28 protein-coding genes and 1 pseudogene are annotated in these 25,997 nt (G+C 59.9%); 14 read left to right on the top strand and 15 right to left on the bottom strand.

Going from position 1 to position 25,997, the window contains the following annotated elements:
• Positions 1 to 35: 35 nt before the first annotated feature.
• Positions 36 to 689: pseudogene (locus LCH65_RS19580) on the bottom strand (DUF1826 domain-containing protein).
• Between the two features lie 336 nt (positions 690 to 1,025).
• On the opposite strand from LCH65_RS19580, the gene LCH65_RS19575 reads away from it, so the two are divergent.
• Complete coding sequence (locus tag LCH65_RS19575; RefSeq protein ID WP_003315176.1) at positions 1,026 to 2,150, top strand: mechanosensitive ion channel family protein; 1,125 nt, start codon at positions 1,026 to 1,028, stop codon at positions 2,148 to 2,150.
• 5 nt (positions 2,151 to 2,155) lie between these two features.
• Here LCH65_RS19575 and acpA read toward each other — a convergent pair whose 3' ends face one another.
• The gene (gene acpA / locus LCH65_RS19570) at positions 2,156 to 3,841 is read right to left on the bottom strand and encodes an acid phosphatase (RefSeq protein WP_004413947.1); all 1,686 of its coding nucleotides are present in this window, start codon (positions 3,839 to 3,841) and stop codon (positions 2,156 to 2,158) included.
• Positions 3,842 to 3,934: 93 nt separating this feature from the next.
• On the bottom strand, positions 3,935 to 4,729 hold the full coding sequence (locus LCH65_RS19565) for a transporter substrate-binding domain-containing protein (protein ID WP_226439731.1): 795 nt from the start codon (positions 4,727 to 4,729) through the stop codon (positions 3,935 to 3,937).
• Between the two features lie 100 nt (positions 4,730 to 4,829).
• Here LCH65_RS19565 and dnaX point away from each other — a divergent pair, with 100 nt between their 5' ends.
• The 4 genes from dnaX (at position 4,830) to pdxB (ending at position 9,071) form a co-directional block, all read left to right on the top strand.
• The gene (gene dnaX / locus LCH65_RS19560) at positions 4,830 to 7,040 is read left to right on the top strand and encodes a DNA polymerase III subunit gamma/tau (protein WP_096120875.1); all 2,211 of its coding nucleotides are present in this window, start codon (positions 4,830 to 4,832) and stop codon (positions 7,038 to 7,040) included.
• 61 nt (positions 7,041 to 7,101) lie between these two features.
• Positions 7,102 to 7,428, top strand: a complete 327-nt coding sequence (locus LCH65_RS19555; RefSeq protein ID WP_002552818.1) for a YbaB/EbfC family nucleoid-associated protein — start codon at positions 7,102 to 7,104, stop codon at positions 7,426 to 7,428.
• A 156-nt stretch (positions 7,429 to 7,584) separates the two neighbouring features.
• A complete protein-coding gene (tusA, locus tag LCH65_RS19550; protein WP_003371482.1) occupies positions 7,585 to 7,839 on the top strand; it encodes a sulfurtransferase TusA in 255 nt (84 codons plus the stop codon).
• A gap of 89 nt (positions 7,840 to 7,928) precedes the next feature.
• Complete coding sequence (pdxB, locus tag LCH65_RS19545; protein WP_003436743.1) at positions 7,929 to 9,071, top strand: 4-phosphoerythronate dehydrogenase PdxB; 1,143 nt, start codon at positions 7,929 to 7,931, stop codon at positions 9,069 to 9,071.
• Positions 9,072 to 9,145: 74 nt separating this feature from the next.
• Here the strand turns inward: pdxB and LCH65_RS19540 are convergent, their stop codons facing one another.
• Positions 9,146 to 9,316: a PA1571 family protein gene (locus LCH65_RS19540; protein WP_003371488.1), complete on the bottom strand. Its 171-nt coding sequence runs from the start codon at positions 9,314 to 9,316 to the stop codon at positions 9,146 to 9,148.
• 286 nt (positions 9,317 to 9,602) lie between these two features.
• On the opposite strand from LCH65_RS19540, the gene LCH65_RS19535 reads away from it, so the two are divergent.
• Positions 9,603 to 11,372 carry an ABC transporter transmembrane domain-containing protein gene (locus tag LCH65_RS19535; RefSeq protein WP_024663020.1) on the top strand — a complete coding sequence of 590 codons (1,770 nt, stop codon included), beginning with the start codon at positions 9,603 to 9,605 and terminating at the stop codon, positions 11,370 to 11,372.
• A gap of 59 nt (positions 11,373 to 11,431) precedes the next feature.
• Here the strand turns inward: LCH65_RS19535 and LCH65_RS19530 are convergent, their stop codons facing one another.
• Both LCH65_RS19530 and LCH65_RS19525 read right to left on the bottom strand, forming a co-directional pair.
• Positions 11,432 to 11,713 carry a pyrimidine/purine nucleoside phosphorylase gene (locus tag LCH65_RS19530; RefSeq protein ID WP_003371493.1) on the bottom strand — a complete coding sequence of 94 codons (282 nt, stop codon included), beginning with the start codon at positions 11,711 to 11,713 and terminating at the stop codon, positions 11,432 to 11,434.
• Positions 11,714 to 11,825: 112 nt separating this feature from the next.
• Positions 11,826 to 12,368 (bottom strand): exonuclease domain-containing protein, encoded by a 543-nt coding sequence (locus tag LCH65_RS19525; protein ID WP_003371494.1) that lies wholly within the window; start codon positions 12,366 to 12,368, stop codon positions 11,826 to 11,828.
• A gap of 252 nt (positions 12,369 to 12,620) precedes the next feature.
• On the opposite strand from LCH65_RS19525, the gene LCH65_RS19520 reads away from it, so the two are divergent.
• Positions 12,621 to 13,460: an ABC transporter substrate-binding protein gene (locus tag LCH65_RS19520; protein WP_226439730.1), complete on the top strand. Its 840-nt coding sequence runs from the start codon at positions 12,621 to 12,623 to the stop codon at positions 13,458 to 13,460.
• 35 nt (positions 13,461 to 13,495) lie between these two features.
• On the opposite strand, the gene LCH65_RS19515 is transcribed toward LCH65_RS19520, so the two are convergent.
• Together LCH65_RS19515 and eat are read right to left on the bottom strand one after the other, a co-directional pair.
• The gene (locus tag LCH65_RS19515; protein ID WP_003371498.1) at positions 13,496 to 13,663 is read right to left on the bottom strand and encodes a DUF2897 family protein; all 168 of its coding nucleotides are present in this window, start codon (positions 13,661 to 13,663) and stop codon (positions 13,496 to 13,498) included.
• Between the two features lie 119 nt (positions 13,664 to 13,782).
• On the bottom strand, positions 13,783 to 15,147 hold the full coding sequence (gene eat / locus LCH65_RS19510) for an ethanolamine permease (protein ID WP_054081137.1): 1,365 nt from the start codon (positions 15,145 to 15,147) through the stop codon (positions 13,783 to 13,785).
• 291 nt (positions 15,148 to 15,438) lie between these two features.
• Between eat and pyrF the strand changes: the two genes are divergently transcribed.
• On the top strand, positions 15,439 to 16,137 hold the full coding sequence (gene pyrF, locus LCH65_RS19505) for an orotidine-5'-phosphate decarboxylase (RefSeq protein WP_003436736.1): 699 nt from the start codon (positions 15,439 to 15,441) through the stop codon (positions 16,135 to 16,137).
• A 77-nt stretch (positions 16,138 to 16,214) separates the two neighbouring features.
• On the opposite strand, the gene LCH65_RS19500 is transcribed toward pyrF, so the two are convergent.
• Complete coding sequence (locus tag LCH65_RS19500; RefSeq protein WP_003436735.1) at positions 16,215 to 17,222, bottom strand: NADP-dependent oxidoreductase; 1,008 nt, start codon at positions 17,220 to 17,222, stop codon at positions 16,215 to 16,217.
• A 375-nt stretch (positions 17,223 to 17,597) separates the two neighbouring features.
• Between LCH65_RS19500 and LCH65_RS19495 the strand changes: the two genes are divergently transcribed.
• Positions 17,598 to 18,533, top strand: coding sequence for an LD-carboxypeptidase (locus LCH65_RS19495; protein ID WP_226439729.1), 936 nt, complete (start codon positions 17,598 to 17,600; stop codon positions 18,531 to 18,533).
• 26 nt (positions 18,534 to 18,559) lie between these two features.
• On the opposite strand, the gene LCH65_RS19490 is transcribed toward LCH65_RS19495, so the two are convergent.
• Complete coding sequence (locus tag LCH65_RS19490) at positions 18,560 to 19,753, bottom strand: benzoate/H(+) symporter BenE family transporter (protein ID WP_024663024.1); 1,194 nt, start codon at positions 19,751 to 19,753, stop codon at positions 18,560 to 18,562.
• A gap of 116 nt (positions 19,754 to 19,869) precedes the next feature.
• Positions 19,870 to 20,340: a MarR family transcriptional regulator gene (locus LCH65_RS19485; RefSeq protein WP_058415917.1), complete on the bottom strand. Its 471-nt coding sequence runs from the start codon at positions 20,338 to 20,340 to the stop codon at positions 19,870 to 19,872.
• An 82-nt stretch (positions 20,341 to 20,422) separates the two neighbouring features.
• Between LCH65_RS19485 and LCH65_RS19480 the strand changes: the two genes are divergently transcribed.
• Genes LCH65_RS19480 through LCH65_RS19470 form a run of 3 tightly spaced genes read left to right on the top strand, consistent with a single transcriptional unit; the run spans position 20,423 to position 22,648 of the window.
• On the top strand, positions 20,423 to 21,589 hold the full coding sequence (locus LCH65_RS19480; RefSeq protein ID WP_003436731.1) for a PLP-dependent aminotransferase family protein: 1,167 nt from the start codon (positions 20,423 to 20,425) through the stop codon (positions 21,587 to 21,589).
• A gap of 39 nt (positions 21,590 to 21,628) precedes the next feature.
• Positions 21,629 to 22,231 (top strand): glutathione S-transferase family protein, encoded by a 603-nt coding sequence (locus LCH65_RS19475; RefSeq protein WP_003343108.1) that lies wholly within the window; start codon positions 21,629 to 21,631, stop codon positions 22,229 to 22,231.
• Between the two features lie 30 nt (positions 22,232 to 22,261).
• Entirely contained in the window at positions 22,262 to 22,648 is a 387-nt protein-coding gene (locus LCH65_RS19470) for a lysozyme inhibitor LprI family protein (protein ID WP_003436730.1), read from the top strand.
• A 21-nt stretch (positions 22,649 to 22,669) separates the two neighbouring features.
• Here LCH65_RS19470 and LCH65_RS19465 read toward each other — a convergent pair whose 3' ends face one another.
• Positions 22,670 to 23,047 carry a glutathione S-transferase N-terminal domain-containing protein gene (locus tag LCH65_RS19465; RefSeq protein ID WP_003315148.1) on the bottom strand — a complete coding sequence of 126 codons (378 nt, stop codon included), beginning with the start codon at positions 23,045 to 23,047 and terminating at the stop codon, positions 22,670 to 22,672.
• A gap of 73 nt (positions 23,048 to 23,120) precedes the next feature.
• Positions 23,121 to 23,666, bottom strand: coding sequence for a GTP cyclohydrolase I FolE (gene folE / locus LCH65_RS19460; RefSeq protein WP_003436728.1), 546 nt, complete (start codon positions 23,664 to 23,666; stop codon positions 23,121 to 23,123).
• Between the two features lie 488 nt (positions 23,667 to 24,154).
• Here folE and LCH65_RS19455 point away from each other — a divergent pair, with 488 nt between their 5' ends.
• Both LCH65_RS19455 and LCH65_RS19450 read left to right on the top strand, forming a co-directional pair.
• Positions 24,155 to 24,364, top strand: a complete 210-nt coding sequence (locus LCH65_RS19455; protein ID WP_032609968.1) for a hypothetical protein — start codon at positions 24,155 to 24,157, stop codon at positions 24,362 to 24,364.
• Positions 24,365 to 24,454: 90 nt separating this feature from the next.
• The gene (locus LCH65_RS19450; RefSeq protein ID WP_003371518.1) at positions 24,455 to 24,622 is read left to right on the top strand and encodes a hypothetical protein; all 168 of its coding nucleotides are present in this window, start codon (positions 24,455 to 24,457) and stop codon (positions 24,620 to 24,622) included.
• Between the two features lie 453 nt (positions 24,623 to 25,075).
• Here the strand turns inward: LCH65_RS19450 and LCH65_RS19445 are convergent, their stop codons facing one another.
• On the bottom strand, positions 25,076 to 25,633 hold the full coding sequence (locus LCH65_RS19445; RefSeq protein WP_003371521.1) for a Smr/MutS family protein: 558 nt from the start codon (positions 25,631 to 25,633) through the stop codon (positions 25,076 to 25,078).
• 45 nt (positions 25,634 to 25,678) lie between these two features.
• Entirely contained in the window at positions 25,679 to 25,996 is a 318-nt protein-coding gene (locus LCH65_RS19440) for a hypothetical protein (protein ID WP_003371523.1), read from the bottom strand.
• Position 25,997 lies beyond the last annotated feature (1 nt).

Below are 25,997 nucleotides of genomic sequence, written 5' to 3'. Positions count from 1 at the left end.
TCTCCAGGCCGGCGGTTAATCCTGCATGGCCTGCCTTACTGCCATCGTGCCAGGAAGATGGAGCGACCACTCTGATGGGGCGAGCGGTGTACCAGTTTGGGAATGCTGTCTTCGCAAATACCTTTGCCCGCAAAGAAATAGAAGCGGTCTTGCTTGGCTTCTCTGGTTCTCTGCTCGACCGCCCTGGCATCCAGAGGCGTCATTTTCCCAAAATGCCCCGCTTCAAATATTCCTTCTGATTCTGCGCGCTTCACGTATTCGGTGCCGCGCCCCTCGATGGTGGCGATGCAGATGACCTTTTTCGGCCCCTTATCCTGATGCCATTGGTCTGCGCCCTGATTTTTGGCCCTTCGCAGTTGGAACTCATGAGGCCTCAATTGTTGTTGCTTCCCGGTAAGAGTGGTTGCAATGTCCTACGCTACGGCTGTTGTTGATCGTTCGTAGTCGGTTGCTTTCAAATCAATAACCTTTCCAACGGTCTCCTGTCTCCAGGCGGGGTTACTGAGACTGCTTTGCTCATGCAAAAAACGTCTTGTAGGTTCTGCTATGGGAACGGTGAAATACCCTTTCTCCATAAGTTTTGCCGTCTTTTCCTGAATCTGTTCCGGCTTCAGCTTCAACTCATCAAAAGGCTGGGGCTGGGTGTAGTAAGCCGATGTGCCAACTCCGCCGCGAATGCCGTAGGTCACGGATATTTTCCTCTGCTTGAATGTGGTGTTAACCACGAATTGGCCTTTTGGGCCGCTTGAACGCATGGGGCTTGGTAGCCCGTCGCTCGGGGCCGTGAGTGGCAACTCATTGAGGAGAGGTTCCATGCTGTCCGATCAGTTTCGACGAACAGTGAAAACTCGGTGTGCGTTCAGGTGATCGATCAATAGCCAATTCAACTGAACCCTCACTTCCACACACCCCCTAACTCCTTACGCGTCGCTTGAAACCGTTTTACGGCAAGGGGCAATTCAAGTCGCTGCGGGTGTCACGGGCTTTTCGGTCAGGCGTCTCGCAGCAGTGGAGCCGGGGGCCGGATGGAACAGGACATCATCAGATTTTTTACAGACTCGCAATTTCTGGGCATATCGCTCGCCAACTGGATACTGGCTATTTTCGCCTCGACCCTGAGTTTTATTCTGGTCAGGGGCGTGATCGGTTTTGTGCTCAGAAAGATGCGCTCGCGTGCGGATGCGCCCAGCACGCATATGCGCTACATCGTGGTGCAGGTGCTGTCGGGCACCAGTAATACGTTATTGCTGCTGGCTTCCATTCTGATCGGCATCGGCATGCTCGATCTGCCGGAGCGCTGGCTCGGGCGGGTCAGCAGTCTGTGGTTCGTGGTCGCCGCATTACAGGTCGGGCTGTGGGCGAACCGGGCAATCGCGCTCGCCTTGCAGCGCTACTTCGTGCGTCACAACGCTGGTGGCACCTTTCAGGGCAGCGCGCTGGCTACGTTGAGTCTGTGGGGGGCGAAGGTGCTGCTGTGGGCCACGGTGGTCATGGCGATGCTGTCGAACGTCGGGGTCAATATCACCGCGTTCGTCGCCAGCCTCGGGGTCGGCGGCATTGCGGTCGCACTCGCGGTGCAGAACATTCTGGGCGACGTGTTTGCTTCGCTATCCATCGCCGTGGACAAGCCTTTCGAGGTTGGCGACTTCATCGTCGTCGGTGCGTTGTCCGGCACGGTCGAGCACGTGGGCCTGAAGACCACGCGGATCCGCAGCCTGGGTGGCGAGCAGATCGTGATGGCCAACGCCGACATGATCAACAACACCATCCAGAACTACAAACGCTTGCAGGAGCGACGCATTGTCTTCGAATTCAGGCTGACCTATGACTGCTCGGTCGATCAGATAAGGGAAGTGCCGAAGAAAGTCGAAGCGATCATCAACGCGCAGAAGCTGGCGCGTTTCGACCGTTCGCATTTTCGGGGGTTTGGCGAGACATCGCTGGAGTTCGAGACCGTTTTTATCGTGCTCGACCCCAGCTACAACGTCTATATGGATGTGCAGCAGGCGATCAATCTGGACATCATGGAAGCCTTTGCCGAACTGGACGTGCGTTTCGCGTTCCCGTCCCGCACGGTGTACGTGGCGTCCCTGCCACCGGTGAAAACCGCTCGTCCGACTGCGCTGGAGGCTGCCGACGCGACCACCTGACGGGATCAGGCCGGAAACTGCAGCGCGTTGGTCAGGTCGCCCATCGGCGCCTGGCCACGCGCGATCATGGCCTCGTCACGGCGTTTCAGGCCGTCGAGTTTTTCCAGGCCATGCACGCGGGTGATCAGGCGCAGGATCGAGGCGGTGTCGTAAACCGTGTGGTCGACCTTGCCCTTGCGGGCGAAAGGGGAGATGACCAGAGCGGGAATGCGCGTGCCGGGCCCGAAGCGGTCGCCTTTTGGCGGCGCGACATGGTCCCACCAGCCGCCGTTCTCGTCGAAGGTGAGGACGATCACCATGTTGTCCCACTGCGGGCTCTTGCGCAGCACCTTGATCACCCGGTCGATGTGCCGGTCACCCGAAGCAACGTCGGCGTAACCGGCGTGCATGTTCAGGTTGCCCTGGGGCTTGTAGAAGGTTACCGCAGGCAACTTGCCCGCTTCGGCATCGGCGAGAAAGCGATTGGTGCTCGACTCGTCACCCAGCCCGCCGTCACGCAGGCGCTTCTTGCGCTCTTCAGGGTGCTGCGGCCCCTGCTGCTTGAAGTAGTTGAACGGCTGGTGATGGTATTGAAAGTTGGGGATTTTCGGGATCCCGGTGGAGTCCTTGAATTCATCCAGCGTCACTTGCCAGGCACCGGCGTACCAGGCCCAGTCAACATTCCTTTTCGACAGCTTGTCACCGATGTGCTCGTGGCTTTGCGGAACCAGCACGTTGGGCAGATCCGGTTTCGAGTAATCAGGGTTTTGCGGGTCGCGCAGCCAGGTTGGCCAGTAGGGCGGGGCCATGGTGTTGACGGCGTAGTTGTCCGGCGTGATGGCGCTGGGGCCAAATTGTGGCGGTCCGTCCATGGCGCTGGCCGGCGACTTGTCGAGCGGTTTGAGGCGCGGATCCTGCGGGTTGAAACTCTGCAAGGTAGCGATTTGCGACTTGGCCGGAGATTCGGCGGCGTTCGGGTAAATAGGCGCGGTGGCTGAAATCAGGTACTGGTGATTGAGGAACGAGCCGCCGAAAGCACCCTGAAAGAAGTTGTCACACAGCACGAACTCCTCGGCCACGTCCCACAGGCGCAGCGAATACTGAGTCTGTGCATAGTTGCCCATGGTCAGGCCGCCCGCATCCGCCCAGGCCACGAAGCGATCGTTCTTGCCGTCGTTGATCTGCATCTGGTTCTGGTAAAACACGTGCCACAGATCGCGGGTCACCAGGCTCAGCGGCAGGTCTTCACCGTTCGGTCCCTTGAGCGGGAACGGCGCGTTGGGCAGGTCTTGCTGAAACTGCTCGCCTACCGGATAAGTCACGCCATCGACGGTTTGCGGTCCTACCTGCAGCACGCCTCCCCAGGCAGGTGGCAGTTTGGACAATCGCGTGCCGTCGCGGTCGCGCTGCTCGTAATCGGAAGGCCTGAGCGAGGAGAGCGGCTTTTCGACACCGGGGAAATCGCCGAACAGGTTATTGAAGCTGCGGTTCTCGGCGTAGATCACCACAATGGTTTTCACATTTTCGCGCAAGGCGCGATCCAGCGCGGGTCCGGCAAGGTGATGATGCCGTTCGTTGTCGCCGGGCGGCTTCTCGTGGGCGGAAACGTAGCTGCTAAGGGTGACACCTGCACCCAAGGCAGCCATCCCGCCCAGAAAACGACGGCGGCTGGGGTTTTCGTTGGTATCTTCGTCGTCTGGTCTGTCGCTCATCGCCAAATACTCGCGCTGGTTAATGTGTTACCAAAGATTTCACGCGAGCGTAACCATGGAATATGACGCTATTGCGACAGCGCAGATGAAGGATCAGGGGGCCGTGGCCGTTGTGTAGTGATCGATGATCTTCTGGATCTCGCCCGACAGACGCATCTGCACCAGCGTGCGCAAAATTCTGCCCACTGGCAGGTCGGGGTTATTGCGGATCAGGCAGGCGGCTGGTTGTTCGGCGACCAGTGATATCGGCTTGAGCCTCTTGCCGACAGGCAGGTTCCGGTTGGTCCATTCGAGGATCAACTGATTGGTCACCGCGTAGTTGTAGCGCCCGGCCATCAGCTTGCCGAGCGTCTGATTCTGCGTGCGCGCGTCTTCACGGACCAGTTTGTGATTCTCGAAAAGGTGCTCCAGGGCCGGGTAGTTGTAGCCCAGCACGGTGCCGACGGTTTCGTTGTCGAACTGCTCGGGGTAGGGGCCTGCAGCCGTCGCCGCCGAAGCGACCAGCCAGTCGCGCTGATAGAGAATCGGCAGGCTCCAGAGATAATCCCCGGACAAGTCCGGGTACCACGCCTGGGCGCTGTAGCAGTGCATGTCGACTTCGCCGCGCTCCAGCGCCGACTGGATGCGCAGGCGCGGCATTACGTGGTAACTGGCCTCGAGGCCCACGTGGTGCGCAAGGCTTTGCATGATGTCGAACAGAATGCCGGATTCGGGACGAAAGTCGGTGATGTGCATCATCGGCATGGTCCAGCCTTCATTGACCGCAAAGCTCAAGGTCCTCTGCGCCGCGCTGCCGTTTTGCGGCATCAGCAATAGCAGGCAGGCCGCCGCTGCACGAGGCAGCCGCGGCGTGGTGAAGGCCCGAATAAAGCGCGTCAATAGAGTCATTTGCACAGCTTAGCCACAATAGAGACGGACACCAGATGCAATTTTGCCCCTGCTCGGCTAGCATTGGCGGTCTTCCGCTTACCAGTTGCGACGGTTTTAAATGAGTTATCAGGTTCTTGCACGTAAATGGCGTCCGCGCTCGTTCCGCGAAATGGTCGGCCAGGCTCATGTGTTGAAGGCCCTGATCAACGCGTTGGACAGCCAGCGCCTGCACCATGCCTATCTGTTTACCGGCACACGGGGCGTCGGCAAGACGACTATCGCGCGGATCATCGCCAAGTGCCTGAACTGTGAAACCGGCATCACCTCGACGCCCTGCGGCACCTGCTCGGTGTGCAAGGAGATCGACGAGGGCCGTTTCGTCGATCTGATCGAAATCGACGCCGCCAGCCGTACCAAGGTCGAAGATACGCGTGAGCTGCTGGATAACGTGCAGTACGCGCCGAGTCGCGGTCGCTTCAAGGTTTACCTAATCGACGAAGTGCACATGCTGTCCAGCCACTCGTTCAACGCCTTGCTCAAGACGCTTGAAGAGCCGCCGCCCTACGTCAAGTTCATCCTTGCCACCACCGATCCGCAAAAGCTGCCGGCGACCATTCTTTCGCGTTGCCTGCAGTTCTCGCTGAAAAACATGACGCCTGAACGCGTGGTCGAGCATCTGACCCATGTGCTGGGCGTCGAGAACGTACCGTTCGAAGACGACGCGCTGTGGTTGCTCGGGCGCGCCGCCGACGGTTCGATGCGTGATGCAATGAGCCTCACCGATCAGGCCATTGCCTTCGGTGAAGGCAAGGTCATGGCTGCCGATGTACGTGCCATGCTTGGCACGCTGGACCACGGCCAGGTCTTCGATGTACTGACCGCATTGCTGGAAGGCGATGCGCGTGGCGTGCTGGAGGCGGTACGCCACTTGGCCGAGCAGGGCCCTGACTGGAACGGCGTGCTCTCGGAAATTCTCAACGTGCTGCACCGTGTGGCGATTGCCCAGGCGTTGCCGGAAGGCGTCGACAACGGTCATGGCGATCGTGACCGGGTGCTGGCCCTGGCGCAGGCCCTGCCTGCCGAAGACGTACAGTTTTACTACCAGATGGGCTTGATTGGTCGTCGTGACCTGCCGCTGGCCCCTGATCCGCGTGGTGGCTTCGAGATGGTCCTGCTGCGCATGCTGGCGTTTCGTCCTGCCGACAGCGAGGACGCGCCGAGGCAGCCGCTAAAGCCAGTGGGGATCAGCCAGGCCACGGTTGATTCCCGAAAAGCAGTGGCTGATGCGACACCTGTTGCATCGGCAACTCCCGCAGTGTCGACCGCCCCGGTGATGGCTGCGCCTGATCCGGCCTTCGAAGCGCTGCCGCCTGCAGCGGCTCCGATGCCGGCTGCCGTCCGGCCAGCGCCCGCGGTACAACCGGAATCGAAGCCAGAGCCACAAGCCGCGCCGGTTGAAGACCTCGACCTGCCGTGGAACGAGCCGAAATCCCCGGCTGCCGAACCCGCCGCCGAAACTGCGCCTGATACCGAAGCCGCTGCCGAGCCAGTAGCCGAGCCGGTTCTGGAGACCGTTTCCGAGCAGCCCGACCTGACGCCCATGCCGACGCCTGCGCCCGCCAGCCCGGTGCCGGCCGCACCTGAAGCCGAGCCGGCGCAGCCGGTTGCCGAGCAACAGGACACGCCGGCAATGCTCGAAGCCATCCCGGACTCTGCGTATCTGTCCATGCACACCGATTCGATGTCTTCCGACTCCGGGCCGATGGGCCGTGATGACGAACCGCCAGCGGACGACGATTACGTCGAGCCGGACATCGATATAGATCCGGCGTCCTACAGCTATCTGGATGAGCTGGCCCACGAAAGTGTCGTCGAACTTGAAGCCGTCGAGCCGGAGCCCGCTCCTGCCGCCAAACCGGCCACCGGTCTTGCGGCCGAATGGCTGGACGTGTTTCCCAAGCTGCCGATCTCCGGGATGACCGGCAGCATCGCGGCCAACTGCACATTGATTTCAGTCGATGGCGACCACTGGCTGCTGCACCTGGACCCTGCGCACAGCGCGTTGTTCAACTCGACCCAGCAGCGGCGCCTGAACGATGCGTTGAACCAGTATCATGGGCGCACGATCAATCTGAGTATCGAGCTGATCAAGCCCGAGCAGGAAACCCCTGCGCAGGCTGCCTCACGGCTGCGGGCCGAGCGCCAGCGCCAGGCCGAAGCCTCGATTCAGGCCGACCCGTACATCCAGCAGATGCTGCAACAGTTTGGCGCTGTGATCCGGGAAGACACGATCAAGCCCGTTGACACACCTGCGGCGCAGGCTCAATAACTGAACACAGGGCGCCGCTGGCGCCACGCAAACGAACCATCCATTTTCGAGGAGATATTCCATGATGAAAGGTGGCATGGCTGGCCTGATGAAGCAGGCGCAGCAAATGCAGGAAAAAATGGCCAAGATGCAGGAAGAGCTGGCCAACGCGGAAGTCACCGGTCAATCGGGCGCAGGCCTGGTGAGCGTGGTGATGACCGGTCGTCATGACGTCAAGCGCATCAATCTGGATGACAGCCTGATGCAGGAAGACAAGGAAGTGCTGGAAGACCTGATCGCCGCCGCCGTCAACGACGCCGTGCGCAAGATCGAGCAGGCCAGCCAGGACAAGACGGCTTCCATGACGGCTGGCATGCAGCTGCCGCCCGGTATGAAGCTGCCGTTCTGACGCTCGCCCGGGTCATGATCAGTGCCAGGCCCTGTGCCTGGCATTTTTCTGTCTGCTGTCTGGCCGCGCGCCGCCATTCGGCGCCGGTATAACCATCAGCATTTGGCCTGACCGACCGAATTGAGCGACAATCGTCCCCCGTCTCTGGAGTGCCCCATGTCTGAGCCCATTGAAAACCTCACTGTCGACGCCGAGCTGGACGCCGTCGGGCTATTTTGTCCGGAGCCGGTGATGATGTTGCACCAGAAGGTGCGTGACCTGCCCGCGGGCGGTCTACTCAAGGTCATTGCAACCGATCCGTCCACGCGTCGCGATATCCCGAAATTCTGTGTATTTCTCGGTCATGAACTGGTTGCGGAGCAAGCCGAAGAGGGTACGTTCCTGTACTGGATCCGCAAGAAGTCCGACTGATCACCACATCGCTGCAACCCGCGCCTGTTCACGACGCACCTGTTCCCGATTCGAGCAGGTCCCTGTTCGCCAGACCCAGAGAGTCTTCCATGCGCATTGTTGCTGACGAAAATATTCCCCTGCTCGACGCTTTTTTTGCTCATTTCGGTGAGATTCATCGCTTGCCGGGCCGCGCCATGGACCGAGCCGCTGTGGCGGATGCCGACATCCTGCTGGTTCGCTCGGTCACCGCCGTGACCCGCGAACTGCTTGAGGGCAGCCCGGTGCGTTTTGTCGGGACCTGCACCATCGGCACCGATCACCTGGATCTGGACTGGTTTCAGCAAGCCGGTATCCAGTGGGCCAGCGCTCCGGGCTGCAATGCGCGCGGCGTGGTGGACTATGTCCTAGGCAGCCTGCTGACCCTGGCTGAAATCGAAGGGGTCGATCTTGCGCAGCGCACCTACGGTGTGGTCGGTGCAGGGCAGGTGGGTGGTCGGCTGATCAGCGTATTGAAGGCATTGGGCTGGAACGTGCTGGTCTGCGATCCGCCACGCCAGGCTGCCGAAGGCGGCGACTTCGTCAGCCTTGACGAGATCCTGCAGCGCTGTGACGTGATCAGCCTGCACACGCCTCTGAACAAAACCGGGGCGTCACCGACCTGGCACTTGCTCGACGACGCGCGTTTGCGTCAGCTCGGCCAGGGTGCCTGGCTGATCAATGCCAGCCGTGGCGCCGTAGTGGATAACGCGGCGTTGCACGACGTGCTGCTTGAGCGGGAAGACCTGCAGGCCGTACTGGATGTGTGGGAGGGCGAGCCGCAGGTCAACGTCGCGCTGGCTGACTTGTGCGTTCTGGGTACACCGCATATCGCCGGTTACAGCCTGGATGGCAGGCAGCGCGGTACTGCACAGATCTATCAGGCGTTGTGTGGCTTTCTTGATCAGCCTGCGACGATCGAGCTGGACGATCTGCTGCCAAAACCCTGGCTGGCGCAGGTCAGTCTCGACGCGGCCTGCGACCCGGTCTGGGCGCTTAACATGTTGTGCCGCGGCGTGTATGACCCGCGACGTGACGATGCGGATTTCCGCCGCAGCCTGACCGGTGACACCGCCAGCCAGCGTCTGGCCTTCGATGCATTGCGCAAGCAGTACCCGCCACGCCGGGAAATCGAAGGGCTGAAGGTTCATCTGGAGGGAGAATCCGAGGCATTGGCACAACTGGTGCGGGCGCTGGGTGCAGTGCTGGTCTGATCGCCAGCCGGGTCATCAGGCAATAAAAAACCCGACCAAGTGGTCGGGTTTCAAATATCTGGTACGGCTTGGTTTTATTTTTCCGGGGTTACCCAGTGCTTGTCGCATTCCTGGCAGGCAGCCTGAACCATTTCTTCGGTGATCAGGACTTCTTGTCCGTGCTGGTCAAGAATGGCACCGCCAACCGGCAGATTAGGCGTGGCTCGAACAACCTGAACTTCATTGCTGCGCTCTTGCGGGTTCATGGTGTTTCTCCTTTCATCAGGTAACGGCGTTAAGTTAACCGCGCTTGATGACCGGTCCGTGACAGGTACTGTCAGCCGCTCAAACGCGCTGCAAGTGCAACAGATATGATGCAAATCTGCCAGCAGGCGCTTAGATCGATGTCTTATAGCGGCCTCTGTAAAGCAGTCATAACCTGACTCTGCAAGCCAGCCGCAAGTTCATTCGAAATGATGTTCGGCGCCCCGGCCACACAGGTGTAGGCTTTGCAACTCAGACAGATCGGGCACACAGGCAGGTTCATCGTTCATGATTTCACGGATTACCCGACGTCATCGCCAGGCCTTGCGTCTGGCTGCGAGCTTCATCGCGCCGTATCGCTGGCAGGCGCTCGGCGCGTTGTTGGCATTGGTCATCACCGCAGGTATCACCCTGTCGATCGGGCAGGGCATCAAACTGATGGTCGATCAGGGTTTCATGACCCGCTCACCGCAACTGCTCGAGCGCTCGATCGGGTTTTTCATGCTGCTGACGGTCGGCCTCGCCGTCGGAACCTTCGCCCGCTTCTATCTGGTGTCGTGGATCGGCGAGCGTGTGGTTGCCGACTTGCGCAAGAAAGTATTCGATCACCTGATCGAACTGCATCCGGGCTTCTACGAGAACAATCGCAGTTCGGAAATCCAGTCGCGACTGACCGCCGACACCACGCTGTTGCAGTCGGTCATCGGCTCGTCACTGTCGATGTTCCTGCGCAACGCGCTGATGGTCATTGGCGGCATCGTGTTGTTGTTCATCACCAACCCCAAACTCACCAGTATCGTAGTGGTGGCGTTGCCGCTGATCATCGCACCCATTCTCATGTTCGGGCGGCGGGTACGAAACCTGTCGCGCGAAAGTCAGGACCGGGTCGCCAATGTCGGCAGTTACGTGGCCGAAGCCCTGGGGCAGATCAAGACAGTGCAGGCGTACAACCATCAGCAGCAGGACAAGCAGCGTTTTTCGCATACGGTGGAGCAGGCGTTCGAGACCGCTCGGAAACGTATCCTGCAGCGCTCATGGCTGATCACGCTGGTGATCGTTCTGGTGCTGGGTGCCGTGGCGGTGATGTTGTGGGTCGGCGGTATGGACGTGATCAGCGGCCGCATCTCAAGCGGTGAGCTGGCAGCGTTCGTGTTCTACGCGCTGATGGTCGGTATGGCGTTCGGTACGTTGAGCGAGGTGATTGGCGATCTGCAGCGCGCCGCCGGTGCCGCAGAGAGGATCGGCGAGCTGCTTCAGGCACGCAGCGAGATCAGTGTGCCGACCACGGATCTGCAGAGCCTGCCGCAGCGCATCAGTGGGCGTCTGGCGCTGGAGAATGTCACCTTCGCCTACCCATCGCGTCCTGAGCGCAATGCGCTGGATAACCTGACCCTGAGCATCGAGCCCGGTGAAACCCTGGCGCTGGTCGGGCCCTCCGGCGCGGGCAAGTCGACCATTCTGGATCTGCTGTTGCGTTTTTACGACCCGATTCAAGGGCGCATTCTGATCGAGGGCGTGCCGATCGCGCAGCTCGATCCCCATGATCTGCGCCGCTGTTTCGCGCTGGTTTCACAATCGCCCGCCCTGTTTTTCGGCAGTGTCGAGGACAATATTCGTTACGGTAACGCCACTGCGAGCCTTGAGCAGGTACAGGCGGCGGCGCGCATTGCCCATGCGCACGAGTTCATTCTCGACATGGCCAACGGCTACGGTACGCATCTGGGTGAGGGCGGGGTGGGATTGTCCGGCGGACAGCGTCAGCGTCTGGCGATTGCCCGTGCCTTGCTGGTCGATGCGCCGATTCTGCTGCTGGACGAGGCGACCAGTGCGCTGGACGCGCAGAGTGAGCACTTGATTCAACAGGCCCTGCCGAGCCTGATGCAGGGGCGTACGACGCTGGTCATCGCCCACCGGCTGGCCACGGTGCAGAATGCCGACCGGATTGCCGTCATGGATCAGGGGCGGTTGGTGGCCGTGGGCACCCATCAGCAGTTGATCGCCAGCAACCCGCTTTATGCGCGACTGGCGGCGTTGCAGTTCAATGCCGGGGTTGAGTAGGAGAGGGTGAGGAGGGCCTGTGGGCAACGTGGGAGGTCAAGCCTCCCACTCGCTGAGTCTCAGCGATATTCGCACAGGTAGGCGGTATCGACTTTGACCTTGAGCTGGAACTTGCTGTTAGCCGGTACGTTGAACTGGTTGCCGGTGGCAAAGGTTTCCCAGTCAGTGCTGTCCGGAAGCTTCACGCTCAATTCGCCGGAGATCACATGCATGATTTCCCGTTGCGCCGTACCGAACTCATATTCGCCCGCTGCCATGACACCGATGGTTGCCTCACCATCGGCCTGGGTGAAGGCGATGGATTTGACGGTGCCGTCGAAGTACTCGTTGACCTTGAACATGGGCGATTCCTTTTGAAAGGGCTGAAAATGGCTCGCCAGTATGCCCAACACGTTAAAACTCGTCACGCCCCTTGCACATCGACGCTGACGAAACGTCGACCTGCAGCGGCATTCAGTTGGGCAGAATCAACGGCAGCAGCCTGGCAGTATTGCGCGCATCGACCAAGGCGCGGTGCTGTTGCCCGCTGAACTGCATGCCTGCCAGTTGCAAGGCACTGTTCAGCCCCATCGGTTTCTGCAAATGGCGAGCCTGGGCGAAACGCTGTTTGAGATTGACGTGCGGCATGCTGGACAGTGCACTGTCGAGGTGATGCTGACGCCATTCCTCTTCCAGTTGCTGACGATCGTAATCCCCCCAACTGGCCCAGCCCACGATACGTGCACGGTGATGGCTCAACCAGCGCTCGAACTGCGGCCACACCGTCGTCAGCGGTGCAGCGCTGTCGATGCTGCTCTGGTTGATATGGGTCAGCTCGCGGCAGAAATGGGTCAGCAGCGGCCTGCGCGCCGGGCGCACGAAGCGTTCGAAATGGTCCAGCTCGCGTCCGTCCTGATTGACCAGTGTCGCGCCTATCTCGATGACTTCCATTTCTGCGACCGGCCACCCACCTTCTTCGGTCGTAGCCTCAAGATCAATCACCAGCCAGTGCGGCATCATCAAGCTTCCTTACGATAGTCAATGGCTTGAGCGTAGCCAGATTAACCCGTTGCGCACACCCTGAGCCTTGCATCGGCACCCTTGTTGTAACAACTGCCCCTACAGTGACCACGGGTGATTGCATTGGTGCCTCGCAGGCGGCTGTCACTTGCCTGGGCGAATACCGCAAGGATGCCGCAGAGCGCTGACGCCGTCGATTTGACAGTTGTTTAAATCATGGAAACCGCATAGTTTGAACGGCTTTGATTGATGTCGTGTTTTATGAAAAGACTTGCAGTGTTAATTGACGGTGTGGCGCGCAAGATCGTTACCGGCGTCATGCTCTTCATTCCGTTGATGGCAACGCCGCAGGTCTTCGCCGCGCAGATCGTGCGCGTGGCCGCAGTGCACTTCCCCCCTTATATGGTGCGCCCTGAAAAAGGTGAAGACGCCGGTCTTTTACCCAGGTTGATCGACGCCCTGAATGGCGAGCAGGACGACTACGAATTCGTCATGATCCCGACCTCGGTGCCCCGGCGTTTTCGTGATTTCACGGAAGGGCGTTTCGATGTTGCAGTCTTCGAAAACCCTGACTGGGGCTGGAAGGACATTCCACATGAACAGCTCGATATGGGGCTCGAGGATGCCGAGGTCTATGTGGCGCGCCGGGAAGAAGGGCGGGGGCAGGATTACTTCGACACCCTGGCTGACAAACGTCTGGCATTGTTCAGTGGCTATCATTATGGATTTGCCAACTTCAATACCAATCAGAAGTACCTGAGCGAGCACTTCACCATTACCTCCACGTACTCCCACGACAGCAACTTGCTGATGGTGGTGCGCGGCCGCGCCGATATTGCACCCGTTACCCGTTCGTACCTGATTGATTTCATGGCGCATAACAAGGATGAAGCGGCGCAGTTGATGGTGTCCGACCGTGTCGATCAGATCTACCGTCAATATGCGTTGTTGCGCCCGAACGGCAACATTGATGTTTCGCACTTCAGGCAATTACTGGAGAGGTTGCGTGCAGATGGGCAGTTGGCGAAGATTTTCGAGCCGCTAAATATCAAGGTGCTTCCGATAAACGCCGAGATGCCTGACAAGTAGAGGGTGGCAGGTGTCCGCCTGCCACCCGGAGGCACTTAGCGGTCCTTGGCGTCCTTGGCATCCATTTCTGCGTTGCGCTCGTGGACGCGCTTGAGCTGTTCTTCAGTGAGGGGCAGTTTCTTGGCTGTGTCGCGCAGCATCATCAGACCGCCGACGACCGAGCCAATGGCTACGAGCAGAATTAACCAGGCATACCAGGGCATAGCGCTCTCCTTGTTGTGATACCGGTTTGAGCAGCACGGCTACCCAATGGTTCAAGTGTATGCGCCTTGAAGGGGTTGCGTGCGAAAGCATTCGCCCGCAACCCGAAGAACTCCGGTGATCAATCCCCGGTCAGCATCGCGTCGGTCGGCGCGTCGGCGCGGGATTTGGCGGTCAGACTGAAGTAGATAAAGCCGATGGCCATCAGGCCCAGGAAAATCAGGCCGATCAGTGCGTTGAACCAGGCCATTGCCACCAGGCACACGACGGCCAGCGCCAGAGCGATGCCGGGCACCACTGGATAACCGGGTGCGCGGAACGTGCGCTCCAGGCCAGGCTCGGTCTTGCGCAGTTTGAACAGGCTGAGCATGCTCATGATGTACATGACGATGGCGCCGAACACGGCCATGGTGATCATCGCAGCGGTCAGCGTCATGCCGCTCAGGTTGATCAGGCCGTCGCTGTAGATCGCGGCGATGCCGATCAGGCCGCCGGCGATGATTGCCCGGTGCGGTGTCTGGAAGCGCGAGAGTCTGGCCAGCGAGGCGGGCAGGTAGCCTGCGCGGGCAAGGGCGAAGAACTGGCGCGAGTAACCCATGATGATCCCATGGAAGCTGGCGACCAGGCCGAACAGGCCGATCCACACCAGCATGTGCAGCCAGCCGGAGCTGTCACCGACCACAGCTTTCATGGCTTGCGGCAGGGGATCGTTGATGTTGGCCAGGGTGCGCCAGTCACCCACGCCACCGGCAAACAGCATGACGCCGATCGCCAGTATCACCAAGGTCAGAATGCCGCTGATATAGGCCTTCGGGATGGTACGTTTCGGGTCCTTGGCTTCTTCGGCGGCCATCGCAGCGCCTTCGATGGCCAGAAAGAACCAGATAGCGAAGGGAATGGCAGCGAACATGCCGGCAATGGCTTCGGGTCCGAAAGTCTGCGAACCGGCCCAGCCGTTCAGGGCGAAGTTGCTGAAGCTGAACGCAGGTGCAACCACGCCCATGAACACCAGCAACTCGGCCACAGCCAGAATGCACACCACCAGCTCGAAGGTTGCCGCGAGCTTCACGCCCACGATGTTGAGCGCCATGAACACGATGTAGGCGCCGACTGCCGCATGCTTGGGGTCAAGACCCGGGTATTGCACGTTGAGGTACGCACCGATGGCCATGGCAATCGCCGGTGGCGCAAAGACGAATTCGATCAGCGTGGCCATGCCGGCGATCAGTCCGCCTTTTTCGCCAAAGGCGCGACGGCTGTAGGCGAACGGACCGCCCGCGTGGGGGATGGCAGTGGTGAGCTCGGTAAAACTGAAGATGAAACAGGTGTACATGGTTGCAACCATCAGGGCTGTTACCAAAAAGCCCAACGTACCCGCGACGCCCCAGCCGTAGCTCCAGCCAAAGTATTCGCCGGAAATCACCAGCCCTACCGCGATCCCCCATAAATGAATCGTGCCGAGCGTCGGCTTGAGTTGTGTGCTCATTGTTCTCTCCCTGGGATTCGATAAACGTTGAAACATCCTGTTGCAGAGGCCGTGCCAGTGCACGCATCGGTGTCGTGATGCTTCAAAACGGGTCGTTTACAGAACGTCAGGGTGAATCGATTCAACTCGTTGCAAAGCTTTGGTCCGGATTGGTGCGGCGATGACCGCCAGGGGTGCATGGAATTCAGAGGTGTCAGGACGCTGTTCGGGCAAATGCCGATCTACGGGTCCCGCCAGTGCGCCGGTTCAGCTACAATGCGCGCCGATTTCGACTTACCTGAGACCACGCTCATGTCCGCCTGCCAGACTCCTGTCATCGTCGCCCTGGATTTTCCGACCCGCGAAGCCGCCTTGCGCCTGGCTGATCAGCTCGATCCCAAACTGTGCAGGGTCAAAGTTGGCAAGGAACTGTTCACCAGTTGCGCGGCCGACATCGTCGAGACCCTGCGCCACAGGGGCTTCGAAGTGTTTCTGGATCTGAAATTCCACGACATCCCCAACACCACGGCGATGGCGGTCAAGGCGGCGGCCGAGATGGGCGTGTGGATGGTCAACGTGCACTGCTCGGGTGGCTTGCGCATGATGGCGGCCTGTCGGGAAGTGCTTGAGCAGCGCACTGGCCCACAGCCGCTGCTGATCGGTGTGACCGTTCTGACCAGCATGGAACGTGAGGACCTGGCCGGTATCGGCCTGGACATCGACCCGCAGGTGCAGGTGCTGCGCCTCGCTGCTCTGGCCGAGAAAGCCGGGATGGATGGTCTGGTCTGCTCGGCGCTGGAAGCGCAGGCTCTGAAAGCCGCTCACCCGTCATTGCAACTGGTGACACCCGGCATTCGTCCGGCGGGCAGTGCGCACGACGACCAGCGTCGTATCCTGACCCCTCGTCAGGCACTGGATGCAGGCTCTGACTACCTTGTCATCGGCCGCCCGATCAGCCAGGCGGCTGACCCGGCGAAGGCCCTGGCGGCGGTGGTTGCCGAGCTGGCTTGAGTGGATGGGTTCGTAGCGTCACGGCTCTTTACCTGCATCGTGGGGAAGGGCTGTGACGCTGCGAAAACCCTGCGGGTTTATTCCACTTTCAGGATCAGCTTGCCCTGATTCTCACCGCTGAACAGCATCTGGAAGGTTTCCGGGAACGTCTCGAGGCCTTCCACGATGTGCTCCTTGCTCTTGAGCTTGCCTTCCTTGATCCAGCCGGCCATGACCTGGCCCGCTTCTGCAAAGCGCTCTGGGTGGTCCAGTACGATGAAGCCTTCCATACGTGCACGGTTGACCAGCAGCGACATGTAGTTGGCCGGGCCTTTGATCGCCTTGGTGCTGTTGTACTGGCTGATGGCGCCACAGATCACCACACGCGCGCCGACCGCCAGTTGGCTGAGTGCCGCATCGAGGATGTCGCCACCGACGTTGTCGAAGTACACATTTACGCCATCCGGGCAGTGACGTTTCAGACCATCCATGACGTCTTCGGATTTGTAGTCGATGGCGGCGTCAAAGCCCAGCTCCTCGGTCAGCAGACGGCATTTTTCCGTGCCTCCCGCAATGCCGACGACCCGGCATCCCTTGAGCTTGGCGATCTGCCCGGCCACGCTGCCGACGGCGCCTGCCGCACCGGAAATCACCACGGTGTCACCGCTTTTCGGTTGGCCGACATCCAGCAGCGCCAGGTAGGCGGTCATGCCGGTCATGCCCAGTGCTGACAGATAAAGGGGCAGTGGCGCAAGGTTCGTGTCCACCGTGTAGAAACCCTTCGGTTCACCAGCAAAGTAGTCCTGCACGCCCAGGGCGCCCTGAACATGGTCACCTACGGCGAACTTGGGGTTTTTCGATTCAATTACTTCACCCACGCCGAGGGCACGCATTACTTCGCCCAGCTTTACGGCTGGAATGTAGGATTTGCCGTCATTCATCCAGCCACGCATTGCCGGGTCCAGTGACAGGTATTTGCTCCTGACCAGAATCTGCCCGTCGGCAAGTGCGCTGACCGGGACTTCCTGATAGGTGAAGTCTTCACGGCGCGCATCGCCCGAAGGGCGCTTGGCGAGCAGGAACTGGCGGTTGGAAAGATCGGTCATGGCAGGGTCTCCTGAAAAGGGTTCAAGAATGGATTCAAACGCTCATCGCGCCATTCGGACAAGAAGCGATCACCCAGCGAATGCCGTTTGATCCATGTGATTGATAGGAGTCCGTTGCGCCGCTGGCGTTCAGACGGATCTGCGGATGAGCCATGCTGATGACGGATATGGCTTGAGTCGCGCCCCCTCAGTGCTCTAGGCTCTGTACGAAAAGTGGCTGCGCTCGGTGATGCTGCGTTAAACACAGGCTCGGAATGTTCATTTACAACACGTACACTCCGCTTCCTCGCCTGTTTTTGCCTTGCCTGACCTTCGCTCGCCGACTTTTCGTACAGAACCTAGATTCCTAGTTCGATCAACGCTTGGACGACCGTGATGCCTGCCACCTCTTCAAACACTCTTCACCCCCGGGCTCTGCGAGCTGGCGACGCCGTGGCACTGGTCTCTCCGGCAAGCCCTGTGGACCCCGGCAAGATCCAGGCGGCGGTGGCGGTACTTGAGGGGTGGGGGCTGCGCCCGCGGGTCTATCCGCATGCGCTGGGCAACTACTCGTTCTATTCGGGGACCGATGAAGAGCGGCTCGCCGACCTCAACGCCGCGCTGGCCGACCCGGAAATCCGCGCGGTCATCTGCACTCGCGGTGGCTATGGCGTGCAAAGGATTGTCCAGCAGGTGGATATGGACGCGGTGCGTCGTGATCCCAAGCTGGTGACTGGCTTTTCTGACATCACCGCGTTGCACTGTGCGCTGTGGAACCATGCGCGCCTGGCGACCATTCATGGACCGGTCGCTTCGCAGCTGGAACGTGGCGGTCTGTTCGTCAGCGGTATGCGCCATGTGTTGATGAGCACCGAGCCGGTCCTGCTCAAGGCTGATCCGGCCTCGCCAACGGCCAGGGTCAGAACCGCTGGCAGCGCACAGGGCCTGCTGTTGGGCGGTAACCTGTGCATCCTCGATACCTCTGTGGGTACGCCGTTCATGCCTGACCTGAGCGGCGCCATCCTGCTCATCGAAGAGGTCAACGAACCCGCCTACCGGGTCGACCGCATGCTCACCCACCTGGGCAACTGCGGGACTCTTGCGTCTCTGGCCGGCATTGCCGTCGGCGAATTTACCCCTGCTCCAAACACTGGCCGCACCATCAGCCCCGCGGATGTGCTGCTGGAGCGGCTGGGCAGTCTCGGCATCCCGGTGCTCGGCGGTCTGCCGGTAGGGCATGGAGATCCCAATCAGGCAGTGCCCCTGGGCACCCAGGCGATACTCGATGCCGACGCCGGAACCCTGCTGGTAGCGGCTGCCGCGCGTAGTTGATCTCTGCCGCGCTGCCAGCGGTTGGCCTAATCGGCCTTGCGTGTGTTCAGGATCAGCAAGGTCAGCAAACCCGCGACGATGCCCCAGAATGCCGAGCCTATGGAAAACAGCGTGAGTCCCGAGGCGGTTACCATGAAGGTGATCAAGGCGGGTTCGCGTTCCCTTGGTTCGGCCATCGCAACGGTCAGGCCATTGGTGATCGACCCGAGCAGCGCCAGCGCGGCAATCGAGAGCATCAGTTCCTTGGGGAACGCACTGAACAGACCCGCCAGGGTGGCACCGAAAATGCCGGCTATCGCATAGAAAATCCCGCACCAGATCGCCGCTGTATAGCGTTTGGACTTGTCCTCGTGCGCATGAGGGCTGGTACAGATGGCGGCACTGATCGCGGCCAGATTGATCCCGTGGCAGCCAAACGGTGCCGTGAGCAATGAGGCAAAGCCTGTCACCGATATCAGCGGCGAAACAGGCGGGAAGTAGCCGTCGGCTCGCAACACGGCCACACCCGGCATGTTCTGCGAGGTCATGGCCACCACGAACAGCGGGATGCCAATGCTCACTGTCGCTGCCCATGAAAACGCCGGGGTGGTCCAGACCGGTATGGCGACTTCCAGCGCCAGGCCGTCAAAGTTCAGCAAACCCAGCATGCCAGAGATGCCGATACCGACCAGCAGCGCGAGCAGCACCGAGTAGCGCGGCGACAGGCGCTTGACCAGCAGGTAAGTGAAAAACATGCCCATTACCAGGCTGGTGTGGTGCTGTGCGGCAATAAAGATCTCACTGCCGATCCGGAACAGAATCCCTGCTAGCAAGGCCGCAGCCAGCGACGCTGGCAGACGCCGCACGATGCGCTCGAAACTGCCGGTCACCCCGCACAGAATCACCAGCAGCGCGCTGGTGATGAACGCGCCAATGGCCTGCGGGTAGCTGACGCCGCCCAGGCTGGTGATCAGCAGTGCGGCGCCGGGTGTCGACCACGCCACGGTAATTGGCATGCGGTAGCGCAGCGAGAGGCCGATGCTGCACACCGCCATGCCCATGAACAGCGCCCACAGCCACGATGAAATCTGCACGCTGCTCAGCCCTGCCGCCTGGCCCGCCTGGAAAATCAACACCAGCGAACTGGTGCAGCCGGTCATCATGGCGATGAAACCGGCAACCACCGCCGACGGCGATGAGTCTGTCAGCGGGCGCAATGGCACCTTCAGGGATTGGTTCATGCTGGGCGTTCCTTGAAACGGGCAGGTAGCAAAGGGCGCCAAGCCTAAACGCCTGGCCGCTCGGCCTTGCAATACAGCGACACGAGTAAACGCCAGCACAGTTACGGCCGTGGCGTTTACTCGGTGTCAGCCTCGGTCGGGCAGGCGCCCGACTGCAGGGTCTGCCCCAGGGCCCGATTGACCGTCAGCCAGCCATCCACGGCATCCTGACCTGCTTCGGCGAACACCCGCTGCAGCAGTTTGACCTGTTCGCGGCGCAAGCCCTGTTCAAAGAGGGCGCCTTCATCGGTGAGGCCCAGCAGTCGTTTGCGCTTGTCATTTTCGGGGGCCGCGCTGTGCACCAGATTCATGGCGATCAGCTGACGTAGCGGGGCATTGAGGGCCTGTTTGCTGACGCCCAATACGGTGAGCAGCTCCTTGACGCTCAGGCCGGGGTAACGGGCGATGAAAAATACGATGCGCTGGTGCACGCGACTGAAGCCGCGTCTGGCCAGCATTTCATCAGCCTTGGCAGTGAATGCCTGATAGCCGAAGAAGAACGCTTCCATGGCCATTTGTTGATTGGCAGGTTTTTTAAGGTCAAGCATGTTGACGTATCCGGGTTGATCGTCGTAATTTGAGTCAACCAGTTTGACGTATTTCCAATTGTCTCGGCTACAGGTAACTGCCATGGCTTTCTCCGAACGCGTTTCCCGTCTGAAAAGTTCTCTGATTCGCGAGATCCTCGCCGCCGCTCAGCGCCCGGAAGTGATGTCGTTCGCCGGTGGTCTGCCCGCCGAGTCAATGCTGCCCAAAGTGGAGTGGGCCGACATGCCCGTTGCGCTGGGTCAGTACGGCATGAGCGAGGGCGAACCTGCACTGCGTGAAGCGCTGGCCGCCGATGCCCGCGCTCTGGGTATCGACTGCGACGCCCGTCAGGTAATGGTGGTCAGTGGTTCTCAGCAGACACTGGACCTGGCCGCCAAGCTGTATATCGACAAAGGCACCGAAATTCTCCTCGAGGCGCCCACCTATCTGGCGGCGTTGCAGATATTCCAGCTGTTCGGCGCCGACTGCATCACCGTGCCCTTGCAGGCCGAAGGCCCGGACCTGCTTGCGATGCGTCAGCGTCTGGAACAGCACAAACCAGCCTTCGCCTACCTCATCCCGACGTTCCAGAACCCCTCGGCGGTGCGCTACAGCCAGGCCAGTCGCGATGCCGTTGCGGCCTTGCTCGATGAGTTCGGTGTCACGTTGATCGAGGACGAACCGTACCGTGAACTGAGTTTTGACGGCGGCAGTGCCAGGCCGATTGTCAGCAGTCTGAAAACGGCCAGCTGGATTTATACCGGCACGGTTTCCAAGACACTGCTGCCAGGCCTGCGGGTGGGTTATCTGATCGCCAGCCCCGATCTGTTTCCGCACTTGCTGCGTCTGAAGCAGTCGGCCGATCTGCATACCAATCGCCTCGGCCAGTGGCAGGCCTTGCAGTGGATTGGTACTGAGCACTATCGTGAGCATCTGGTGACGCTGTGCGAGTTTTACCGGGGCCGTCGTGATGCGTTCGAGAGTGCCTTGCAAACGCATTTTTCAGACCTGGCCACCTGGAACAGCCCGCAAGGCGGACTGTTCTTCTGGTTGACGCTGAAGCAGCCGCTGGATACGCGCACCTTGCTGGATGCAGCGCTGGCGCACGATGTGGCGTTCATGCCGGGCGAACCTTTTTTCGCCGATCCGGACGCCAATCACGGTCACTTGCGGCTCAATTTCAGCCATATCGACCCTGCACGGCTCGATGAGGGTATAAAACGTCTGGCGTCGGTGGTCCGCGCAGCACACCTTCTGCAAGCCGCCTGATTCAAGACGTCAACATAGACGCAGCAAGGGAGCAGTCTGATGTACAAGGTTTATGGCGATTACAACTCGGGCAACTGCTACAAGGTCAAGCTGATGCTTAATCTGCTGGGCAGCGAGTACGAGTGGGTGCCGGTCGATATTCTCAACGGCGAAACACAGACCCCGGCGTTTCTGGAAAAGAATCCCAACGGCAAGATTCCGGTGCTGGAGCTGGAGGATGGCACTTGCCTGTGGGAGTCCAACGCGATTCTCAACTTTCTGGCTGACGGTTCTTCGTACCTGCCAAGCGAACCGAGGTTGCGCACCCAGGTGCTGCAATGGCAGTTCTTCGAACAGTACAGCCATGAGCCGTCGGTCGCAGTGGCCCGTTTCATCCAGTTCTACCTGGGCTTGCCGGCTGAACGCATGACCGAGTATCGCGCCATGCAGAAAGCCGGCTATCGCGCACTGGCGGTCATGGAGCAGCAGCTCGACCGTACGCCGTTTCTGGTCGGCGAGAATTTCTCCATCGCCGACATTGCCTTGTATGCCTACACCCACGTCGCGCATCAGGGCGGTTTCGATCTGGCACCCTATACCGGGATCCGCCGTTGGCTGGATCGGGTCAAGGCACAGCCGGGTTATATCGGTATGCTGGACTGACACGTCCGTCATTTGAACAAAGGGAAATGTATGCGCGTTTCAATCGTACTTCTGGGTGCTTTCATTGCGCTGGGTATCGGCTGCTCGGCCCAGGCCGAGGACTGCGACGCCAATCAGGCCAGCATGAACCGCTGCGCTGCCAATCAGCAGGCAGCGCTCGATGCCGAGCTCAACAAGCAGTACAACGCGCAAATGGCGTGGTTGAAGACCCCGGCGAAAAAGCAGGCACTCAAGGATGCACAACGAAAGTGGATAGCCCTGCGTGATGCCGATTGCCTGTATCAGGCGGGCAAGCCCGAGGACTCAGGCTCTATCTGGCCATTGCTGCAATCGCAATGCCTGGCCGAGCAGACCCGTGTGCGTCTCAAGCAACTGCAAGCCTATGTGGCTTGCCGCGAGGAAGGTTGCCCGCGCTGAGAGGCGCCGGCCAAACAGCGGTCAGATCGCTCCGAAGCGCTGGTTCAGATAGTCGATGATCACCTTGGATTCATACATCCATACGGTTTTGTCACCTTCCTCGATGCGCAGGCAAGGCACCTTGATCCTGCCGCCCTCGTTGAGCAGTGTCTGGCGATCAAGCTCATTGTTTTTCGCATCGCGCAACGCGACCGGAACATTCAGGCGGCGCAGGGCGCGACGTGTCTTCACGCAGAACGGGCAGGCATGGAACTGATACAGCGTCAGGTCCTGAGCCGCTTCAGCGACAGCCGCCTGGGCCTGCGGGTCACGTTTTTTCCTGCTCGGGCGAGTCAGGAAATCAATGCCGATGACGAGTTGGCCGAGGCCGACTCTTAACGCTTTCATGAACAAGGTCATACCTCTTGCGGGCGGTGGCGTGGCCAGCCGTGCATTCAGCGTGCCTCACGGCAGGTGAACGCAGGCTGAACGGTCACTTGATCAGGCTGAGAAACTCGCTGCGGGTGGCCGCGTTTTCACGGAACTCGCCCAGCATCACCGAGGTGATCATGGCCGAGTTCTGCTTCTCGACGCCACGCATCATCATGCACATGTGCTTGGCTTCGATCACCACCGCAACGCCCAGCGCGCCGGTGACCTGCTGAATGGCCTCGGCGATCTGGCGGCTCAGGTTTTCCTGGATCTGCAGACGGCGGGCATACATGTCGACGATCCGCGCTACTTTCGACAAACCAAGCACCTTGCCCTGCGGGATGTAGGCCACGTGTACCTTGCCAATGAACGGCAGCAGATGGTGCTCGCACAGTGAGTACAGCTCGATGTCCTTGACCATCACCATTTCACTGGCATCGGAGCTGAACAGCGCGCCGTTGGTCACTTCTTCCAGGGTCTGCGCGTAGCCGCGACACAGATACTGCATGGCCTTGGCGGCGCGCTTGGGGGTGTCCAGCAGACCTTCGCGCGAGACGTCCTCGCCCAATTGCCCGAGGATGGCGGTGTAATTCTGTTCCAGTGTCACAGAGGGTGATTCCGTATAGGTTTCAGAGCGGTACGTTTGGGCCTGTACCGATTTTTTACCAATCGAGCTGGTGTCCCGTTTGCCGATCCCGCTCCAGTGGAATTGGGCGATTTCGCATACGTGACCTGCGGATCTCGTTGATTGGCGATGAATGCGGGGTTTATCCCGGCGATTTGGCACATGGTAGCGTAGGTGTGCTCGCAGTTGTACTGCCGTGGCCTCGTAATGCTTTCGCAATCAGCTCCGGTTTTTAGACTTTGCCCGGCATTGCGCTATAGCCAGGTGCTTTCCAGAGTCGCAGAAAAGCGAATGCAGAGAGCATGTGTTTTGGCTTGGGCTCTCCGACATGCGTTTCTGTTGCCTTGATTGGAGCGCTGGAATGACATATGCCTTAGCTTTTTCAAGCATCTGCAAAGCAGATGTGAAGCGTATCCTTGGTTCATGAAAGCGGCTTGCGAGATGCAATCCAAAGTCTGACAGGAGGTTGGATGGCGAATCAAAGGGACGAGCTTGAGCTTGAGAAACTCCAGGCTGAGGTTCACAAGTTTGTGGCTGAGGCGCGAAAAATGATTGCGGAGACCGATAAGCTCAAGCGCGAAACAAGCTTTTATCCATTTGTGGCGGCTGGTGGGTTGATCACCGTAATCGTTACGGCTGCCGCTTTCATCCACAAGCTTCAGGCAGCCAGTATTCAGTAGCGGACATGACCTGCAGCGCTTGAGATTCAGGCTGGACCAAGCGAAGGTGTGCACATAACGCACGAATCGGCATTTCGAGAGAAGATGAGTATGAGTCACGATCAAGTCATAAAGCGGATGCGCGAAGACCTTGAGCAGTTGGGCAACGAGGTCCGCAATATGTCTGCCCATGAACCACGAAACGTCCTGGTGTCTGCTGCATCCGGTGCAGTATTTGCTCTGGTTTTTTCATGGCTTGCATTCAAGGTCTGGTTCTGAACGCCTGCGAGAGCTAGGCCACGGCAGTTAATCGCCTGAGTCAGGCCAAGGCCATATGGCTTTTTTGTGTCTGACGGCCCGTGTCTTGTTTGCCCTTGGAAATCCGCTTTTACAGCTTTTGTATCCTCTCGCTTACACGTTGGCGACCAGATCGCTACCCACTTCTGACGTCCATCACGGTCTGAGTAGGCAGGTCATCAATCCATTGCCTGTCTAGAGAGTAAACCCGGATGTTGAGTCGAGTAGCAAAAATAGCGTTGTTCGCGATTGTACTGTCGTCCGTTTCCGGCTGCTGGCCGTTCTGGCCTGGCCCGGGCGGACATGGCGGCGGCGGTGGCGGTGGCGGTCACCATGAAGGCGGTGGCCCTGGTCCTGGCGGCCCTGGCCCGGGTCGCTGATTCACCAGCAGGGCCGGCGTACAGGGTCTGACTGACTGGAAGGGCGCGGCGGGTTCTACTCGTCGCGCCCTTCCATCATGGTGCGCCTGAGGATCACGTACACTGCGCCTGCACCACCGTGTTTGGCCAGGCAGGAGCAAAAGCCCAGTACCTGCGGATGCTGACGCAGCCAGGTGTTGACGTGGCTTTTGATCATCGGTCGCTTGCCGTCCAGGCGTACCGCCTTGCCATGGGTGACACGTACGCAGCGTATTTCCAGACGCGTCGCTTCAGCCAGAAATTCCCACAGCGTCTCTCGCGCCACTTCCACGCTCATGCCATGCAGGTCAAGGCTGCCCTCGAAGCTGATCTGACCGAGTTTGAGCTTGCGCATCTGGCCTTCCTGCACGCCGTCACGCGACCAGCTCAGGACATCCTCAGGACCGACGTCGATCACGAATTGATCCGACAAGCCGTCGACGGTCACCGAGTCGGTACGCACGGTTGCCGACTGGCGCAGACGGGCCAGCATTTTTCGATCGGTCTTGGGTTTGCCGACATCGGCGTGTTCATGCTTGAGCGGCTTGACGCCGCGTGTCTCGCTTCTGAACAGGGAAAAATCGTCGTCTTGCATGGGGCCTCCGCGAAGGAGGCCATTCTAACCGCTCAGGCGAGAGGGTCAGTTGTGTTTTTTCATCAGATGCGAAGAGATACTCAAGCCGCCGCCACTGCGCTGACGACGGCAGCGGCGCCATAGCCAGACGCCCATGTACAGCACCAGCAATCCGCCGATGGCGACAAACGCCGCGCCGCCCGGGCTGGCATTCAGTTCGCCCAGCATCTGCGGGTGAACCGTGAGGCTGGATGCACCGGCAACTGCCAGCAACAGGCCTGCGACCACAAGGAGCAGTGCGATCAGCGTGCCGATGCGTTTGCCCCAGTTGCCCTGACCCCTGGGGCGCAGGCGACGTGCATCGAAACCATCTGACGTTTTCATG

It is taken from the genome of Pseudomonas sp. MWU16-30316 (assembly GCF_020515645.1).
GTDB classification, from domain to species: domain Bacteria; phylum Pseudomonadota; class Gammaproteobacteria; order Pseudomonadales; family Pseudomonadaceae; genus Aquipseudomonas; species Aquipseudomonas cerasi.
This window is presented reverse-complemented; position numbering and strand designations above follow the sequence as displayed.